This is a genomic window from Jonesia quinghaiensis DSM 15701, assembly GCF_000423205.1.
Taxonomy (GTDB): domain Bacteria; phylum Actinomycetota; class Actinomycetes; order Actinomycetales; family Cellulomonadaceae; genus Jonesia; species Jonesia quinghaiensis.
In genome coordinates this window covers 48,930-65,718 of the sequence record NZ_KE383990.1, presented here as the reverse complement: position 1 = coordinate 65,718, position 16,789 = coordinate 48,930, and the positions used below count along the sequence as shown (strand labels likewise).

General features: G+C 58.0%; 20 protein-coding genes and 1 riboswitch. Of the genes, 3 read left to right on the top strand and 17 right to left on the bottom strand.

Annotation, left to right across the window (positions count from 1 at the left end):
- Window positions 1-8: 8 nt before the first annotated feature.
- On the bottom strand, window positions 9-737 hold the full coding sequence (locus G538_RS16840; RefSeq protein ID WP_051197175.1) for a hypothetical protein: 729 nt from the start codon (window positions 735-737) through the stop codon (window positions 9-11).
- Between the two features lie 144 nt (window positions 738-881).
- On the opposite strand from G538_RS16840, the gene G538_RS0112755 reads away from it, so the two are divergent.
- On the top strand, window positions 882-1,424 hold the full coding sequence (locus tag G538_RS0112755) for a GNAT family N-acetyltransferase (RefSeq protein ID WP_169514129.1): 543 nt from the start codon (window positions 882-884) through the stop codon (window positions 1,422-1,424).
- Between the two features lie 21 nt (window positions 1,425-1,445).
- On the opposite strand, the gene G538_RS16835 is transcribed toward G538_RS0112755, so the two are convergent.
- The 7 genes from G538_RS16835 to G538_RS0112720 form a co-directional block, all read right to left on the bottom strand.
- Complete coding sequence (locus G538_RS16835; protein ID WP_084618422.1) at window positions 1,446-2,990, bottom strand: bifunctional hydroxymethylpyrimidine kinase/phosphomethylpyrimidine kinase; 1,545 nt, start codon at window positions 2,988-2,990, stop codon at window positions 1,446-1,448.
- A complete protein-coding gene (gene thiE / locus G538_RS16830; protein WP_051197172.1) occupies window positions 2,987-3,718 on the bottom strand; it encodes a thiamine phosphate synthase in 732 nt (243 codons plus the stop codon). Before thiE ends, G538_RS16835 begins: the two co-directional genes overlap by 4 nt.
- Window positions 3,715-4,548 carry a hydroxyethylthiazole kinase gene (gene thiM / locus G538_RS0112740; protein WP_084618420.1) on the bottom strand — a complete coding sequence of 278 codons (834 nt, stop codon included), beginning with the start codon at window positions 4,546-4,548 and terminating at the stop codon, window positions 3,715-3,717. The genes thiE and thiM overlap by 4 nt, the downstream gene beginning before the upstream one ends.
- Window positions 4,540-4,635: riboswitch (TPP riboswitch) on the bottom strand. (Overlaps the previous gene by 9 nt.)
- A 33-nt stretch (window positions 4,636-4,668) precedes the next feature.
- Window positions 4,669-5,538, bottom strand: a complete 870-nt coding sequence (locus G538_RS0112735) for a TrmH family RNA methyltransferase (RefSeq protein WP_035834340.1) — start codon at window positions 5,536-5,538, stop codon at window positions 4,669-4,671.
- Between the two features lie 96 nt (window positions 5,539-5,634).
- Entirely contained in the window at window positions 5,635-6,861 is a 1,227-nt protein-coding gene (locus G538_RS0112730) for an SPFH domain-containing protein (RefSeq protein WP_029069600.1), read from the bottom strand.
- A 29-nt stretch (window positions 6,862-6,890) separates the two neighbouring features.
- The gene (locus G538_RS0112725) at window positions 6,891-7,319 is read right to left on the bottom strand and encodes an NfeD family protein (RefSeq protein WP_029069599.1); all 429 of its coding nucleotides are present in this window, start codon (window positions 7,317-7,319) and stop codon (window positions 6,891-6,893) included.
- Between the two features lie 120 nt (window positions 7,320-7,439).
- Window positions 7,440-8,258 carry an ABC transporter ATP-binding protein gene (locus G538_RS0112720; RefSeq protein ID WP_029069598.1) on the bottom strand — a complete coding sequence of 273 codons (819 nt, stop codon included), beginning with the start codon at window positions 8,256-8,258 and terminating at the stop codon, window positions 7,440-7,442.
- 67 nt (window positions 8,259-8,325) lie between these two features.
- Here G538_RS0112720 and G538_RS0112715 point away from each other — a divergent pair, with 67 nt between their 5' ends.
- Window positions 8,326-9,156 carry a hypothetical protein gene (locus G538_RS0112715; RefSeq protein WP_157544499.1) on the top strand — a complete coding sequence of 277 codons (831 nt, stop codon included), beginning with the start codon at window positions 8,326-8,328 and terminating at the stop codon, window positions 9,154-9,156.
- Here the strand turns inward: G538_RS0112715 and G538_RS16825 are convergent.
- From G538_RS16825 to glgA, 3 genes are read right to left on the bottom strand one after another with little or no spacing between them, the layout of a single operon-like run.
- Complete coding sequence (locus tag G538_RS16825; RefSeq protein ID WP_051197169.1) at window positions 9,128-9,544, bottom strand: DMT family transporter; 417 nt, start codon at window positions 9,542-9,544, stop codon at window positions 9,128-9,130. The two genes, G538_RS0112715 and G538_RS16825, sit on opposite strands and share 29 nt — an antisense overlap.
- A complete protein-coding gene (locus G538_RS0112705; RefSeq protein ID WP_029069596.1) occupies window positions 9,544-9,858 on the bottom strand; it encodes a DMT family transporter in 315 nt (104 codons plus the stop codon). Before G538_RS0112705 ends, G538_RS16825 begins: the two co-directional genes overlap by 1 nt.
- Before the next feature lie 2 nt (window positions 9,859-9,860).
- A complete protein-coding gene (gene glgA, locus G538_RS0112700) occupies window positions 9,861-11,072 on the bottom strand; it encodes a glycogen synthase (protein WP_029069595.1) in 1,212 nt (403 codons plus the stop codon).
- A gap of 56 nt (window positions 11,073-11,128) precedes the next feature.
- Between glgA and glgC the strand changes: the two genes are divergently transcribed.
- A complete protein-coding gene (glgC, locus tag G538_RS0112695) occupies window positions 11,129-12,367 on the top strand; it encodes a glucose-1-phosphate adenylyltransferase (RefSeq protein WP_029069594.1) in 1,239 nt (412 codons plus the stop codon).
- A gap of 74 nt (window positions 12,368-12,441) precedes the next feature.
- On the opposite strand, the gene G538_RS0112690 is transcribed toward glgC, so the two are convergent.
- Genes G538_RS0112690 through G538_RS0112665 form a run of 6 tightly spaced genes read right to left on the bottom strand, consistent with a single transcriptional unit; the run spans window position 12,442 to window position 16,787 of the window.
- Complete coding sequence (locus G538_RS0112690; protein WP_245566867.1) at window positions 12,442-13,779, bottom strand: Dyp-type peroxidase; 1,338 nt, start codon at window positions 13,777-13,779, stop codon at window positions 12,442-12,444.
- Window positions 13,751-14,392: a copper chaperone PCu(A)C gene (locus tag G538_RS16820; protein ID WP_051197168.1), complete on the bottom strand. Its 642-nt coding sequence runs from the start codon at window positions 14,390-14,392 to the stop codon at window positions 13,751-13,753. The genes G538_RS0112690 and G538_RS16820 overlap by 29 nt, the downstream gene beginning before the upstream one ends.
- A gap of 31 nt (window positions 14,393-14,423) precedes the next feature.
- Entirely contained in the window at window positions 14,424-15,116 is a 693-nt protein-coding gene (locus tag G538_RS0112680) for a hypothetical protein (protein ID WP_029069592.1), read from the bottom strand.
- A gap of 28 nt (window positions 15,117-15,144) precedes the next feature.
- Complete coding sequence (gene serB, locus G538_RS0112675) at window positions 15,145-15,795, bottom strand: phosphoserine phosphatase SerB (RefSeq protein WP_035834339.1); 651 nt, start codon at window positions 15,793-15,795, stop codon at window positions 15,145-15,147.
- A gap of 16 nt (window positions 15,796-15,811) precedes the next feature.
- Window positions 15,812-16,261, bottom strand: coding sequence for a hypothetical protein (locus G538_RS16815; protein WP_051197166.1), 450 nt, complete (start codon window positions 16,259-16,261; stop codon window positions 15,812-15,814).
- Window positions 16,262-16,265: 4 nt separating this feature from the next.
- Window positions 16,266-16,787, bottom strand: coding sequence for a SixA phosphatase family protein (locus G538_RS0112665; RefSeq protein WP_035834420.1), 522 nt, complete (start codon window positions 16,785-16,787; stop codon window positions 16,266-16,268).
- Window positions 16,788-16,789 lie beyond the last annotated feature (2 nt).

Here is a 16,789-nt window from a genome sequence, read left to right as displayed (position 1 = left end):
GGCGTTAGTTAAGGCACCACAGTGAGGTGGCGGCGAGGTTCGTGAAGGTCTGGCGGCATGGTGAGGGTCGCGTTGTGGGTGTGTAGCGCTCCTCGGCGGGCGGGGCCTCGGGTGTGGGCAGTAGCGCGCCACGTTGCTGTGTTCAGGTGGTAGCGCCCAATGTCTGGGCCCTGCCAGGTGGGGTTGTCCAGCGTCAACGCCGTGTGGGCCCCCGGCCATGGTGAGGTGGCCAGGATTGTGTGCCCCCTCTCGCGGGCTCGGGCGTGGAGGTTACGGCGGTCTGTTTCCGTGAGGGCAGCATGTGAGCCAATAACTGTGATGTGGGCGCTGTCAAGACAGGTCGCGGCGAGAGTTGGGGCTTGATCACCGGGGTCAGTAACCAGAACAAGGGCACTGGTGTTGACGCCTATTTCGTGCGCGGCAAGCATGTTGAGGTGAGGGGCACCCAGAATTGCGATAATCGCTCCTCGCTGACTGGGCGCAATCAGTGCCGCGCAGAGTGCAGTGGCTGACCCGGTGATGACATACACCCCGCCAGGTGCAAGGTGTGTTCCCATCAGTGTGTGCAGAGGTGGCGCTAGTGCGTAGCGGTCATCGGGTGGGGTGGAGGCGTGGTGGGTGACCCCGTGGTGTTGTTCTACTTGGCGCAGTAAAGACTGTGCTGCAGCAAGACGGTGTGCGGTTCCACGGGCTTGGGCACTGCGGGCTGGTGGTAGTGCTGGTAGTGCCGTGGACATCGGACCGCTCCTCTCAACATCAAACAGTTCGAACATGTGTTCGAATATTCTTGAGGATACATCCGATGGTGGGGTGTGTGCACACGCGCTGATCACGGCCTGTTCAGCAGGCTCGGGGCAAGTAGACAGGTGTATTCTGTGCTCGTGATCGTCTCACCTGCCCAGCCCAGTGATGCACCCGCTCTGGCTCAACTCGCTGCCCTCACTTTCCCGTTAGCCTGCCCACCAGGCACCCCCGCACAGGACGTCGCGGCATTTATCACGCAGCACCTATCGATCGAACGTTTCCATGAATATCTCACTTCACCGCACGCCAAGATACTCGTCGCAAGGTCGGGGCAACGCTTGTTGGGGTATTCGTTAATCCTTACCGGTGACAGCGCCCAACCAGCCCCCGAGTATGGAGTGCACGGAAACCCCACGGTGTATGTCAGCAAGTTCTACATCGACCCCACATTCCATGGCAGTGGGGTCGCTCACCGGCTGATGACCGGGGTACTCGCAGCCACCTATGACCTTGGCGCGCAAAGCGCCTGGCTGTCAGTCAATAAGCAAAACACCCGCGCATCAGCGTTTTACGCTAAGCACGGGTTCACCACCGTGGGTGGGGCCACCCAACAGGTAGGTGAAGGGGTGCATTGTGATGTTGTCATGGAACGCCCGTGCATAGCTCCCCCTGCGGGCTGAGCACGGGCATTCCACACTGGCTTAGTCCGTGCCCCTGCTCCCCTGCTCCCCTGTGTTTGCGGGGCGAGACGCGATAGGTGCGGCGAAGAAGTCATGCTCCCACTGCGAGGACACCACAAATGCTTGGCGCATGCGATCTTGGGTCACCAGATCAGCGCTGGCTGCTGTGCGAGTCACAATCTCGATGGCACGCGCTGTGGCCTGGGCAAAAGCCTCGTCATGGTAGGTCGCCAACCACTGGCCGTAGGGGTGCTCGGGGTGCCAGTGATTCTGGTACAGGCGCATCCCGATGTCCTGGTAGAGCCAATAGCACGGCAGCAGCGCCGCAATAAGGCCGGCGTAGTCTCCACGCGCCCCAGCCGCTAGAAGGTGACTGACATACCCTGCCGTCACCTGCGAGGGAACAATGTCACCGGTCACTCCCGCGTCAGCCAGCCACGTATGGTGCATTCCCGCTTCCACATGGATAGCTGTGTGGGCACCCCTGGCCCAAAATTCCTGCTCGTCAGTGGTCGGCGCGTAGGCGCTGGCCAAGGCAAGCGCCCGAGAATATTCGCGCAAATACGCGGAATCTTGTTGCAGGTACCAGGCGAACGCGTCGGCTGATAGGGTCCCTCGCCCAAGGTCACGGACAAACTCTCCATCATCGATGCGGTGGCGGATGGAGGCGATGTCTTCCCACCACGTTGCAGCGATGTTTGCACTCTGCTGGGCGAGGTGATCATCTGGGTTAAGCCCGGCACGGGCAAAGATAGGCGCTGCGTCCCCTAGGTGGTTTACCGGTCCGTTTCCGTGCCCAATATTGAGGGTGTCCCCGGTTCGGATCGCTTGGGTCAACCAGGTTTTCGCTCGTTGAACAGACTCTGACAAGCCCAGGCCACGAGCCAGGAACGTGGCGATCGCGGACGACAGTGAGCACCCTGTGCCGTGGGTTGCGGTGGTGTCGATGCGCGGCGCGGTGAACCACACAGGCCCTTCTTCTTCCTGCGGCGACCCTGGTGCGGGAACCAGCACATCTGTGGCATTCGCCCCGGGGCGGTGCCCGCCTTTAGCAAGCACCGCGACACTGTATTTTTGAGCAACAAGAACACCTTGATCCAGCAGGTCGTGGTCGGTGACAGCGGGGGTAAGCCCGGACAACACCGCCAACTCTGGGATATTTGGGGTGATCACCGTTGCGTGGGGTAGCAGGTCCCACAGGGCATCTCTGGCGTGGCCGGTTACCAGTTCATCACCGGAAGTCGCCACCATGACTGGGTCTACCACGAGAGGCACGTTGTGGCGCACAACCCACTGGCGTACCACTGCGGTGACCTGCGGGTCAGCGAGCATCCCAATTTTGATGGCGTGTGGTGGGGTGTCTGCGGCAATGGCATCAAGTTGAGCGGTGACCATAGCTGGTGGCATGGACTCCACCGCGGTGACTCCTTGGGTGTTCTGTGCCACCACTGCGGTGATGGCTGACAGTGCGTACCCACCGCAGGCCGTGATGGCTTTAATGTCAGCTTGGATACCTGCCCCACCAACGGGGTCGGTTCCGGCAACGGTTAATACTGTGGCACTCATGCGCGCCCCTCCCCTAGGTTATTTTCCGCTGTGACAATGCCGGTGTCCCACGCTGCCCGTAAAGCGCGTGCCGCCGTGGTGACATCTGGTGCACCACAAATAGCCGAAGCCACCGCAGCCCCTGCTACCCCCATGCCCCGGAGCGCTGGGAGATCAGAGGTGTTAATGCCGCCAATAGCCACCACGGGGACAGCGGAAAACCCAACCCGTTCTTGCAGGCCAGATAGCCCCAAAGCGGGTGGCGCATCGTGCTTTGTGGAGGTGGGGTGCAGTGCGCCTACACCCACATAATCCACGCCTGCTGCGTCTGCGCAGGCGCAGGCAATGTGCTGCTCAGTGGAGGCGCTAAGACCAAGAATGGCTTGCGGGCCCACCATACGACGCACAACCGAGACGGGAAGGTCACGTTGCCCCACATGCACACCAGCAACGGGCATACCTTCAGTGCGGGCAGCGAGGTAAAGGTCAACCCTGTCATTGATGATGACAGGCACCGTGTCTCCCACTACTGAGCACACCTGTGCGATCAGGGAGAAAAACGAGCGCGCATCGGCCTGCTTCGCTCGCACTTGGATGCAAGAAACCCCACCTGCAACCGCTTGCGCAACAGTGTCTGTGACTGTGCGCCCCTGGGTGTGGCACAGGCCTTCATCCACAATGAGATACACCGACAGGTCAGGCAGTTCCCTGAGCCCACCGGGGGTGGGTAGTTGAGCGATCAATGTCATACGATCACCGCCTGCGCTGCGATCGTCTCAGGAGCGATGTCCGCAAGTTCGTCCATAAAGGCCACCTGAAAAGAGCCTGGACCCGATGCGCGTGTTGCGGCACGCTGGGCCGCAACCGTGTACACCAACGTCGCTGCGGCAGTGGCATGCAGCGGTGTGGCCCGCCCCACCGCGAGGAACGCGGCTGTCATAGCACCTAGTGCACACCCACCACCAGTAATTTTGGTGAGCAGCGGGGTGCCATTAGCAAGGAGGAGATCTGTTCCACCATCAGTGATGAGGTCACGTGGCCCAGAAACGGCGATGATAGCGCCCGTAGCATCACAAAGAGTGTGGGCTGCGTGAGTTGCTTCATCGACGCCATGGGCGCTGTCTGTGCCGCGCCCACCGCTGCCTGCGCCAGCGAGAGCGATGATCTCTGACGGGTTTCCGCGAATCGCTGTGGGGCGGTTGTTGAGGAGTTGGCGGGCAAGAGCTGTGCGCACACTGAGCACCCCAACAGCCACGGGGTCTAACACCCACGGCGTGTCATGAGTGGCAGCAGCAGTGGCTGCTTCCATGATGGCAGCCCGCTGCTCCTCGTGAGGGGTGCCCAGATTGATGAGTAGCCCGTCAGCAGCAGCCGTAAATTGGGCCGCTTCAATGGGGATGTCAACCATGGCTGGGGTGGCACCAACTGCCAAAAGAGCATTGGCAGTCATATTCGTCACCACAGAATTGGTGACGCACTGCACAAGCGGTGTGGTGCTGCGAACCTTCTCAAGGAGGTCTGCGCAAGCATAGATAACTGTAGATGGATGTAACTGAGTGCGTGAAAGCGCGCTTGACATACGCGACATTCCCTTCGCTAGTACGAACTAGATCAGGTTCAACGGGTTTGTTCTCAGCCCCTGTGAGGGGCACCCCGTGTCCGTATGAGCCACTGTACTGCGATGTGGCGATTTGTGCGACTATCTGGTCGCGTAGAACACTAAAGCACTGGTAGCTGCAACATTCAGTGAGTCCACCTCACCAGCCATCGGGATACGCACCACCCGGTCAACATCACGCAACGCCTGCGCAGGCAGCCCATGTCCTTCGTTGCCGAAGAGGAAAGCCAGGTGATCGTGGTTTTCCGCAATCAGGTCATCCAAGGTGATGGAGTTGTCATTCAACGCCAACGCAGCGGTGGTGTACCCCGCCTCCCCCAGTAAACGCATTGTGGTGTCCAACCGTTGCGAACGGGTCCACGGCACCTGAAATACTGTCCCCATCGACACCCGAATAGCACGCCGATAAAGCGGGTCAGCAGAGGCATCCGTCACGATGATGGCATCGACCCCAAGTGCCGCACAGGAACGAATAATCGCACCAATATTTGTGTGGTCGATGATTCCGTCAAGTACCGCAATACGAGACCGTGCCCGTGTCCCTTGTGGCCCAAGCCCCTCACCCAAGTTGCTGTGAGCACGGCGATGAGCAACCTGATCGAGGAGTTCTGCCACTGACAGTAACTGCGGGCGGTGCATTGCCGCGAGCGCCCCGCGGTGCACATTAAACCCGGTGATAGTTTCCAACGTTGCGGGTTCCCCAACAAATGTTGGGACATCAGGAAACTGAGATGTTATGGGCTCCATCTGCTCCACCCACCGGGCAGACATAAAAAACGACCGGGGCCGGTGCCCGGCGTTTAACGCACGCTCAATGACTGTGGCGCTCTCCGCAATGTACAACCCCTTCTCGGGTTCATAACGGGAGCGCAACTTGAGGTCGGTGAGGTTGGTGTATTCCTCAAGGCGGGGGTCAGCAAGGTCAATGATCGGTTCATGCACGTGGTCCATTGTCTCTCACCATCAGAAAGCACAGGACCACACCTGCTAGCAGAGGTGTGGTCCTGTGATGATCCGCCCATTATTCATGGGCTAGATACTGACGAATCAGTTATGTGGAGCAGGTGGCGCTGGTGGCTCTTCGTTACCGGGGGCCTGGAATGCATCAGCTGAGCGTGGAGCAGGTGGGGCAAAGTTCTGCGCCTGCTGTGGAGCAGCTGGTGAGTTGGGGTCCTGTCCCACAGTTACCCGTGGGCTAGTTGGACGCCCGGAACGGGTTCCCGCAGTGTTAGCGTCAGCACGTGCAGCTTCAGCTTGGCGGCGGGCTTCTTCGAGAGCTTGGGTTGGGTCAGTCAAACCAGCACCCTTTTCGAGGCGTTCGCGGCGTGCGCGGCGGCCGTCAGCGTCTTTGTTGCTGGCAAATGCTGAGGTGTCTGCGGGGTCTTGTGTGCCACCGAAACCTGAGGCGATGCCGTTGAGAGCTGAGGTGAACTCGGCAGGGACAATCCACATCTTCGACGAGGATCCATTGGCGATCTCTGGGAGCATCTGCAAGTACTGGTAGGCAAGAAGCTTGGGGTCTGCGTCACCTTCGTGGATAGCGTCGAAGACCTGGAGAATCGCTCGGGCTTCACCCTCAGCACGCAGAATCGCGGACTGGGCTTCACCCTCAGCACGCAAAATGGAGGCTTGCTTTTCACCTTCAGCAGTCAGGATCGCAGACTGCTTAACACCTTCAGCGGTCAGGATCGCTGCACGACGGTCACGCTCAGCGCGCATCTGTTGCTCCATGGAGCCCTGGATGGTCTGTGGTGGGTCAATTGACTTGAGTTCCACGCGGTTCACGCGGACTCCCCAGCGCCCTGTTGCCTCGTCGAGGACACCACGAAGCTGACCGTTGATCTGGTCACGAGAAGTCAGGGTTTGCTCAAGGTCCATCGAACCAACAACGTTACGCAAGGTGGTAACAGTGAGTTGCTCAATACCTTGAATGTAGTTAGCGATCTCGTAGACCGCTGACTTGGGGTCGGTCACCTGGAAGTAGATCACCGTGTCAATGGAGACAACCAAGTTATCTGAGGTGATGACTGGCTGTGGTGGGAAAGAGACCACCTGTTCACGCAGGTCAACTCCAGCACGAACACGGTCAACGAAAGGAACCAGGAAGTGCAGACCCGCATCCATGGTGCGGTGGTAACGCCCGAGGCGCTCCACGATCAGTGACACTGTTTGTGGCACGATCCGTACTGCTTTGAAAAGGGTGGTGATCACGAGGATGGCAAGTGCCACCACAGCGATCACAACAAAGATTGTTGGGTCGAATTCACCGTTCATGTATTCAGCTTTCCGTGTGTAGTGCGTGGTTAAGCAAGTGGTTCGATCACTGCCGTTGCACCATCAATGGCGACAACGGTGACAGGTTGGTCAGGTGACACAGCACCTTGAGTAGTTCGGGCAGTCCATACCTCGCCGTGGAACTTCACGCGACCACTGGTCATCGTGACTTCGGTGAGGGTGTGTGCCGGTTTCCCGACAAAACCCTGAACGTTTGTTTCTGGAAGCGCACCTTTGGCGCGCAGTCTGTCGAGCATCCACCTGCGCAATGTCACCAGTAAGAGCAACGAGGTAATAGCCCAAATTAAGGCCTGCACGAGGAAGTTATCTACCGCGAGCCCGGAAGCAAGTGCTGCAGCGAGGGCGCCACCAGCGATCATCAATAACACGAGGTCCAGCGTGAGCATCTCGATAATCACCAAGACGACCGCCAGGATGACCCAAATCCACCAGTCCATGACTACCTCCGTTTTTTGATGTTTCTTTACGATCAATCTACCGCAAGTTTGCCGAGTGAGGCATCATCTTTTTGGCTCCGTAGGGTGGGTAGTTCTTGTCATCACGCGCCTGAGGCGCGTTTAGCGTGCATGTCCACCAACAAAACGGTTGAGACGTTCACTGGCAATTGCCTGGTATCGACCTTGCGTGTTTGTCACAGCAAGTGGAACACCAAAAGCGGAGGAAAGGTTCTCGTCGGTCAGGACCTCACTAATAGGTCCAGCAGCGTGGACGCCGCCATCTTTCAGCAGGAGAAGGTGAGTGAACCCTGGCGGAATCTCTTCAACGTGGTGGGTGACAAGCACAAGCACCGGCGCAGCTTCAAAACCAGCGAGTTCACTTAATGCTGCAACCAGTTCTTCACGCCCACCTAAATCCAGGCCAGCGGCTGGTTCATCAAGCAGCAAAACCTCAGGGTCAGCCATTAACGCTCGAGCAATCAGCGTACGCTTACGCTCTCCTTCCGAGAGCGTCCCGTAGTGGCGTTCCTCCAAGTGTTCCACGCCAAAAGCGCGCATAAGGTCTCGGGCACGATCACGGTCAAAGTCGTCGTATTCTTCACGCCACCGACCAGTAATTCCATATGCGGCGGTAAGAACGACATCGAGCACTCTTTCGTCTGAGGGGATTCGTTCCGCGAGTGCGGCGCTTGCCAAGCCCACCCGAGGGCGTAGTTCAAAGACGTCGACGCGGCCTAAGCGTTCGCCGAGGATGTCAACGGTTCCGCTGGTGGGGTGCATTCGGGTGGAGGCCAATTGCATGAGGGTGGTTTTGCCTGCTCCGTTGTGCCCCAGGATGACCCAGCGTTCGTTGTCGTTCACCTGCCAAGTGACATCGTCAATGATGTTTTTCGTTCCGCGGCGGACAGTAACGTTGTGAAAATCCAGAACGGTGGTCATGACAAAACTCTATCTGTCTTTTCTGACGCGTGGCATGCCTAGCCCTCGGGGTTATACGGTGTCAGTTGTGAGTTCTTCCACAGGTATGACTGGTTTTGGTTGGCGTTCCCCTTCTCCTGGGGCGATCTTGCCGCGCTCGGTAAGTTTGGCGTTGTGGTTACCGCGCGCTTCAGCACGCACGGGGACCACTGCCCAAGCGTTGCGTAGTGTGACCCAAGATGATGAGCCTCATGGCGTGTCGGGGCTTATGGAGGGCACATTGGTGGGCTTGATTGAGGCGTGGCATGGTCGCGTTTTGGCGTGTGTAGCGTTGTGTCCTACCCCTGGCGATGTGTCGTCGGTGCCGCATGAAGTTGCTGATGTGGGTGCTGACGCTGGCGAGGTGGTGTTGGTTCGTTTGGGCGGCGGTGTTCCGGTCAATGTTGCGTTGATCCCGCAGGTTGAGCAGTTTGGTTCTCACTTGGAGCCGGGGTGGCATGTGCGGTGGGAGGTCCGTGAGGTTTCTGCGTGGGAGTTGCAGGTCTTGGGTGCCACTGGGTCGTTGCGTGATGCCGATCAGGAGTTACGGCGCGCAATGGGGGAAGTTACTGAAGCGTTGCTGACTCTTGATATTGCAAAATCGTCGCCGCAGTTCGCGGATATTGTTGATATTTTGCGTGACCCTGTTGACCTCACTGGGTTTGTTCCGGCCGATGTATCCCCACGTTCGTTACGCGTGTTGGAGTTGGCTGCCCGGTTGCGGGCTGTGGTTGATATTGCCAGCCACGATGACGGTGGGGCGTTAACTGCTGCCGCTGCAACTCAGCGGCAGCAGGCTTTGCGTTCTCTTGATGCTCGTGCACGGCGAGCTATGGAAGCAGCTACGCTGCTTAGTCCTTTGGTGCCTTCGCCTCTGTAGGGCTTTGCCGGGTGACTGCGGGAGTGTCTTCCTGTGGGTGGCCGACAAATTTTAGTCCAACAGTGCATCCGACGATTCCCACAAGGAACAAGACTTTCAGCACGCTGATAGGTTCTTCGCCGGTGAGCATGGCGAAGGTAACGGTCAGGACCGCGCCAATTCCGACCCACACCGCGTAGGCGGTACCAATCGCGATGTGGTGCATGGCGATTGATAGCCCCACCATTGAGACCGCCAGCGCGAAGCCAAAAGTGAGTGTGGGGATCACGTTGGTAAGCCCATCGGACTGGCCTAATGCTGTCGCCCAGATGGCTTCGAACATTGCACTGATCAGCAATATCCGCCATGCGCCTTGGCGGGAGATCGTGTGTTTTCGCCTATCGCGCATCAGGCCACCACTTTGAGGCCGACGACGCAAAGCACTATCCCTGCAAGGAGACACAGTCTGAGTCTGGTTGCTTGGTCGTGTCCGCGGGCAATCGATAAGGTGACGGTGAGTACGGCCCCGATTCCCACCCAGATGGCGTATGCCGTCCCGGTGGGAATCGCTGTCATCGCGTATGCCAGCCCTGCCATTGAGCCGGTTAAGGCGATCACAAAGATGGTGGTTGGTTTCGGGCGCGTGAGTTTTTCACTCTCACCCAGCGCTGTTGCCCAGAGCGCTTCCAACATGCCTGACGCAATGAGAACTACCCAGTGCATCGTTAGTGGACGAGGCTCCGGTAGAGGTCCATTGTTTGGTCTGCGATAGCTTCCCAGGAGAAGTGGTCTTCAACGCGTTGGCGGGCCGCTGCCCCCATGCGTTGGGCGTCTTCAGGGGCGTCAAGAACACGCATAAGGCTTGCTGTCAGATCCGTGACAAACTGTGCGGGATCAAGTGGAGTCCCTGTTCCGTCTTCCATTTGGTCAAGTGGAACAAGGTACCCAGTTTCACCATCCACGATGACTTCGGGGATGCCTCCGGTTGCGGAGCCGACAACTGGTAGCCCCACAGCCATGGCTTCGAGATTCACGATGCCCAGTGGTTCGTACACGCTTGGGCACACAAACACCGTTGATGCGTCGAGGACTGCGACGAGTTCACGGCGTGGGAGCATCTCTTCAATCCAGACCACACCTGTTCGTTGACGTGACAGACGCGAAACAGCTCCGGTCACTTCGGCAGCGATTTCTGGGGTGTCGGGTGCGCCAGCACACAGGATAATTTGAACGTCAGTTGGCAGGTTTTTCACGGCTTCCAGCAGGTACGGAAGGCCTTTTTGGCGGGTTATCCGCCCCACAAACACGACTGCGCGGCGGGTTGGGTCGATCCCGAGTCGCTGTAGCACTGCATCGGCTTCATCACGCCCATCAGCGCCTGGTGCCTGCCACGATTCGACGTCAATGCCGTTGTGAATGACTTGGACTCGTTGTGGGTCAACGTGCGGGTAAGAACGCAGGATGTCCCGGCGCATGCCACCAGACACTGCAATGATGGCGTCGGCCGACTCGTAGGCTGTTTTTTCGATCCAACTGGACAGGGCGTATCCCCCACCAAGCTGTTCAGCTTTCCAGGGGCGCAGCGGTTCAAGTGAGTGGGCGGAGACCACGTGAGGGACACCGTGCAGGAGGGATGCAACGTGACCCGCAAAGTTGGCGTACCACGTGTGGGAGTGCACAATATCTGCACCGGCAGTCCCAGCCGCCATCTGGAGGTCGAGGCCCATCGTCGCTAGGGCTGGGTTCGCTCCACGGAGTTCACCCGGGGGAAAGTAGCCGGTAACGCCGTCAAAACCATCGGCAGTTCGCGGCCCATCAAAGCAGTGGACACGAACCTCGGCGTGTTGGCGTAAAACACGCGATAACTCTGCGACGTGCACTCCTGCGCCGCCATAGATGTTGGGAGGGAACTCTCTGGTTAACAAGTCAATTCGCACACCAACACGCTACAGCTTTTCGTGCGGATTTGGTCACAACAACATAAGGTCTAACCATGGCATCTCCTAAAGTTCTTGCGATTGTCCTGGCCGGTGGCGAGGGTAAACGACTCATGCCACTCACCAAACACCGGGCAAAGCCGGCCGTGCCGTTTGGTGGCATCTATCGTCTCGTTGACTTCGCACTGTCCAACCTCGTGAACTCCCGTTATCTGCACATTGTTGTGCTCACCCAATACAAATCCCACTCCTTGGACCGCCATATTTCGAAGACGTGGCGGATGTCTCCCCTGTTGGGGAACTTCGTGTCCTCGGTGCCGGCTCAGCAGCGGGTTGGTAAACGCTGGTATCTCGGCTCGGCAGACGCAATCTATCAGTGCCTCAATATCATCGATGATGAGCGCCCTGACATCGTTGTTGTTGTCGGTGCCGACCACGTCTACCGTATGGATTTCTCCCAGATGGTTGATGAACACATCGCCTCTGGTGCGGACATGACAGTCGCTGGAATTCGCCAACCTATCTCGATGGCTTCAGAGTTCGGTGTTATTGATATTGACCCCGACAACCCTGACCGCATCAGGGATTTCTTAGAAAAGCCCACGGACCCTGTTGGGCTTCCCGATTCCCCGCACGAGATCCTCGCATCCATGGGTAACTATGTGATCAACGCGGATGCACTCGTTGAAGCTGTTACGTTCGATGCGGATAACGAGGACTCCAAGCACGACATGGGTGGGGACCTCGTTCCGTACTTTGTTCGTAAGGGCACAGCTGGTTTCTACGATTTCATCCGCAACGACGTGCCAGGGTCTGCTGACCGCGACCGCGACTACTGGCGTGACGTAGGAACCATTGATTCCTACTTTGACGCCAACATGGACTTGATCTCGGTGAACCCGGTGTTCAACATGTACAACGATGAGTGGCCGTTATACACCGGTTACACCGGACTGCCGCCCGCTAAGTTTGTGCACGCAGGGCCGGGCCGCCTTGGGCACGCAGCAGACTCCATTGTTTCCCCTGGTGTGGTGATCTCCGGGGCAACTGTTGTCGGGTCTGTTCTCTCACCTGGTGTGCGCCTGCACTCATGGGCGTCTGTCTCAGATTCAGTACTCATGGACGATGTCATCGTTCACCGCCACGCCCAAGTTCACCGGGCGATCCTCGACAAAAATGTGACCGTCAAAGAACGCGCCAGGATCGGTCTCGACGCTGAAGAAGACCGCCGCCGCGGCTTCACCGTCACTGAGTCTGGCATCACTGTTGTCCCCAAAAACACCGTGGTGGACTGAACATAGACATACATGATGGCCGATGCCCCCAAAGCTGGGGCATCGGCCATCATTGTGTTCAATGCAGCGACACACTAGGCGAGAAGACGCTGCCCTAGGTACCCAGCAGGGTCTAGCACCCCCGGAGGGATGTAGTACACCGCTGACCCGATGGGAGTTGTCCACTCGTTCAAAGCATCCAACTCAGCAAGCCCCGCCTGCAACGGCATGTACTGGTCAGCAATTGAGCGTTGAAACGCCCCAAAAAGCAAACCAGCATTGTGTGTACTTTCCCCCACAGGTGGGTCATCGTAGTTGTATCCGCGGCGCAAAATTCGCACGGACGGGTCCTGTGGTCTGGCTCTGCGAATATGCGCATACGATGCAATGACCGGGAACCCACGTTCAGAGCGGGCATCAAAGTCCGGCTCGTCACCCTCATGGCTACCGGTGAGTGGCGCTCCTGTGGCGAGGCGACGGCCCATGACATCTTCGCGGGCTACCCTATCCACCTCATCCCAGGTATCGAGGTTCATAGCGATCCTGCGCAACACAAACGTTGTCGCCCCCTCATGCACTGGGTCACCAGAACACCACACCAAATCATCTGATGCCTGCGTGGTGGCTGTGTGCGTGCCGTCTACTTGGCCCATGAGGTTGCGCATCGTTGTGCCTGTTGGGTGAGTGCCCCGCGCATAGGTAAACCCCTGCTGTGTCCACCGGCGGCCAAGGTACCTCCGTGTTTGGCGGGTTAGCACTCGGCTGGCATGGGATATTGACGTCGGGTTATCACCTTGCACCATGATGAGGATGTCTGTTTGCCCCCACTGCTTGTCCAAGCGGTCGATGCGGTATGGCGGAAGTTCACGTAAACCTGCCGGCTTCTGATCCGCCATTCCTACCCGTTCAAACAACGATGGCCCCCAACCCACTGTGATCGTTAACCTCGCAGGCGCCTCAGCAAGTTCAGGTTCAGGGTCAGCTAGTGGCGGCTTTCCTTGGGTGAGTCGCGCAGCATCTTGGGTAATGATGCGCATTAAGCGAACAACATCGTCTCGTGTTGCTGAGGAAACAAGGTCATACCCTAGGAGGCAAGCATGCGCTTGCGTTCCCGTGACGACTCCTGCTTGGTGCTCACCGTAAAAAGGTTCGGTAGCCTGCCCAAACCCTTCACAATCACCATGTTCGCTGGTGTTTTCCTCCGCCCCATCAACGCCAGGGCGGCGAAACGCGCGCTGGGTGAGCCCTCCAACTGCACCACCCGCTAAGACGCTACCTCCTAGAATCGCAGAACCACGAAGTAGTTGACGCCGTGTCACTGCCCCACGCGGGGCAGTGTGTGCGGCTGGAATCGGTGAATCTTCGCGGTCGCCCTCAGGGTGGTTAGTCTCAGCGCTTTTGCTCTCAGTGGTCATGGCCGTGGTGCGCATCATCGTGTGAGTTTGCGTCAGAGACTGTGGCGTCATCCTCTGTGTGGTCACTCATCGTGTCCATGTCAGTTTCTTCGTGCTCGTAGCTCTCCTGAGCACCATCAAAATCACGAATTTCTGCGGTGATTGTTGTGGTGGATGTGTCAGAGAAAACCAAGGTGATGTCCACTGTGTCACCGGCAATGAGATCCTGCGTCAGCCCCATCGGCATAAGGTGGTTTCCGCCTGGTTCCAAGGTCAGCGAGTTGTGCGCCGGGATCGTCAGCCCGTGAGGGACTTCTTGCATGGTGGTGGAACCATCCGTAGCAGTGACCGTTTCATGCAGTTCCACATTGCTAGCAACTGAGGTTGATGCTTCTGTGAGAACAACAGGTTGATCTGAGTCATTCACCAGAGTTCCGAACCCTGCCGTCATGTGGCTGTCCATGTCAGCTGCTTTCACCCACGGGTCAGTCATGGTGATCGCTTGCGCGTTGGTGTGGGTTGTGACGGTGGCTTGCGGTGCAGGGTCTACAGAACGTGATGATGGCGATGCGCAACCGGCGAAGGTAAGGACGGTTGCCGCTAGTGCGGCGGTGACAACGTAGTGAGGGGTCGACAAAGAGCGTGCGGGCATGACAAATCCTTCAGGTCAGTGGGTGTGTTCGTTAAACGCAGTGAAGGATCTGCAGTGGTGGCCCACGCCGTTGTTGGGATGCGGCAAGAATCGCATCGAGAACGGCCCACTGAGCGGTGTACACGCGCTGTGGCGGCCGGGTTGGAGGAACACCTTGGGCGATAACGGTGACGCGGGCGTACACCGCAGCAACGACGCTTCGCAAAGTTGCTAGGCACCGCTCAGCATCGGTTAAGACCCACGCAATAAGGATCGCAGCGAGAAAGTGAGCTGCAAGCATCACTGGGCTCGCACTGTGATGCTCTGTGGTGAAGCTACCGGTGAACGCAGCATCAATCGACGGGGCGCCAAGCATGTGGTGGCTATGGTCAACCATCGAGGAGGTGCCATGCCCTGCGCTTTCGGCAGATCCTCTGTGATCTGTCACAGCAGAGAACGCAGCGACTCGTTCACTGGCGGTCAATATTGTGTGTGTTGCCCATTGGGAGACCACACCAGTGATCACGCCTGTGAGTAACCGCCACGTGAAGTGGGCGGTATGCAACCGTGCGGCAATCACACTGATGAGAACGATGGCAACACCAGCGATCACCACACCAGGTAGGTTGCCGATACGCCCTCCGGCAAGGAGGTGAGAGCCAATGCCCAAAGCGCCTGTTATGACACCTAGCACCATCACTCGCAGCGCAAAAGCAGTTCGCTGCGGTGTGGACGCGGTCATCATAAAGTTATTCTTACACGCGAAGGGGTGACTATTGTCCCTTTTCCTGATGGTTGTCGATCACAGAAAGCGCCTCGTCGAGGCGCCCTGTGATTGAATATGGGGCTTGCTCTCGCACAAGTGGTTTGGCGTTGTAAGCAATACCGATACCAGCGGCAGCGATCATATCCAGGTCATTGGCGCCATCACCGATCGCTACGGTGTGTTCCATATCAAGAGCACATTCAGCAGCAAGCTCACGCAGTACTCGTGCCTTGTATGCACGATCGACAACTGGGCCCGTTGTCGCACCGGTGAGGACACCGTCGCGGACCTCCAACCGATTAGCCCGGAACTTCGTGATGCCCACCTCAGCAGCAAGGCCTGCAACTATTTCTTCAAACCCACCAGAGACGAGAGCTACTTCCCACCCTCGGCGTTGGCACTCGCTAATAAACTCGCGGGCTCCAGGGCTGAAGGTTATCGCCTCACGTACCTGATGAACTTTCTCAACAGGCACACCTTGCAGTGTTTTAACACGCTGGGCAAGCGACTGCGCGAAATCTATTTCGCCTCGCATTGCCTTCTCCGTGACAGCGGCAACAAGCTCTTCAGTCCCAGCATGCGCAGCAATCAGTTCGATAACTTCCTGCTGGATCAATGTCGAATCAACGTCCATGACAACAAGGCGGGAAATGGTCATGTGTGTGGTGTCTCCATCAGGTGCGGCGATCGAGTAGGTCGTCCTCGCTGATCCGTGGTCCTCGAGCGTCAAAGATCGACATGATGAGCGTGGCCACCAGCAGGGCGACTCCGATGATACCGAGCGGGTTCGCGAAGCCGATAACCAGTCCACGCCCTGGTTCCTGAGAACCCGTGAGGATGGTTGTGAGGTGTCCATTTACTCGGTCAGGGATGAACAGCCCCACGAGTATCAGGCACAGCCAAGCACCGCACAACGTCACCGTTGATGCTTTTCTCACAGAGAACCCCACCCGGCGTGCGCGGCGCTGGTAAAGCGCAATCAGCAGGTGCAAGGCAAGGATCGGGCCACTAAGCGCCCACAGATACGTTGTCGCATAGTCACCATTGAGCCCCCACAGGTAACGAGCGCCACCCAACCACCCAGCAACGGCAAACCCACCAAGGAGAATGATTGCAGGAGGCATAGTTTCAGGCGTCGTCTTCGGGGCGCAGAACATGCGTCAGCGCGACGCTACGAGCAGTCCACTGTGCGAACGGGAGATCAGACTCCATCACGCACAGCGTTGCCGTACCTACGCCAAGCCGAACCTGGTTGTAAGCATCGCTATCAGAACCTTCACCAGCCAATTGCTCTGCAACAGCAGACATGGTTGGTTCGTGCCCCACCACAAGAATGGTGCGCGAGTCCTGTTCTGCCACAAGCTGCAAAACATCCTGAACACCAGCAACATACAACTCTTCGTGGAAACTCACCGTGGTGGGCTCAGAATCGAGCCCACCGGCGAGTAATTCCCACGTTTGCTTTGTGCGCACGGCGGCAGAAACCAGCACCCTGTCTGGCACAATATTGTGCTCGATGAGCAAGTCAGCCACTGACCGTGCCTGCTTGCGCCCTCTCAAAGCCAGAGGGCGCATCTGGTCTGTTACTGCTCCAGCGGGCTCTGCTTTCGCATGCCGAAGAAGGAGCAATCGCCGTGTTTCGTGCGTCAAAG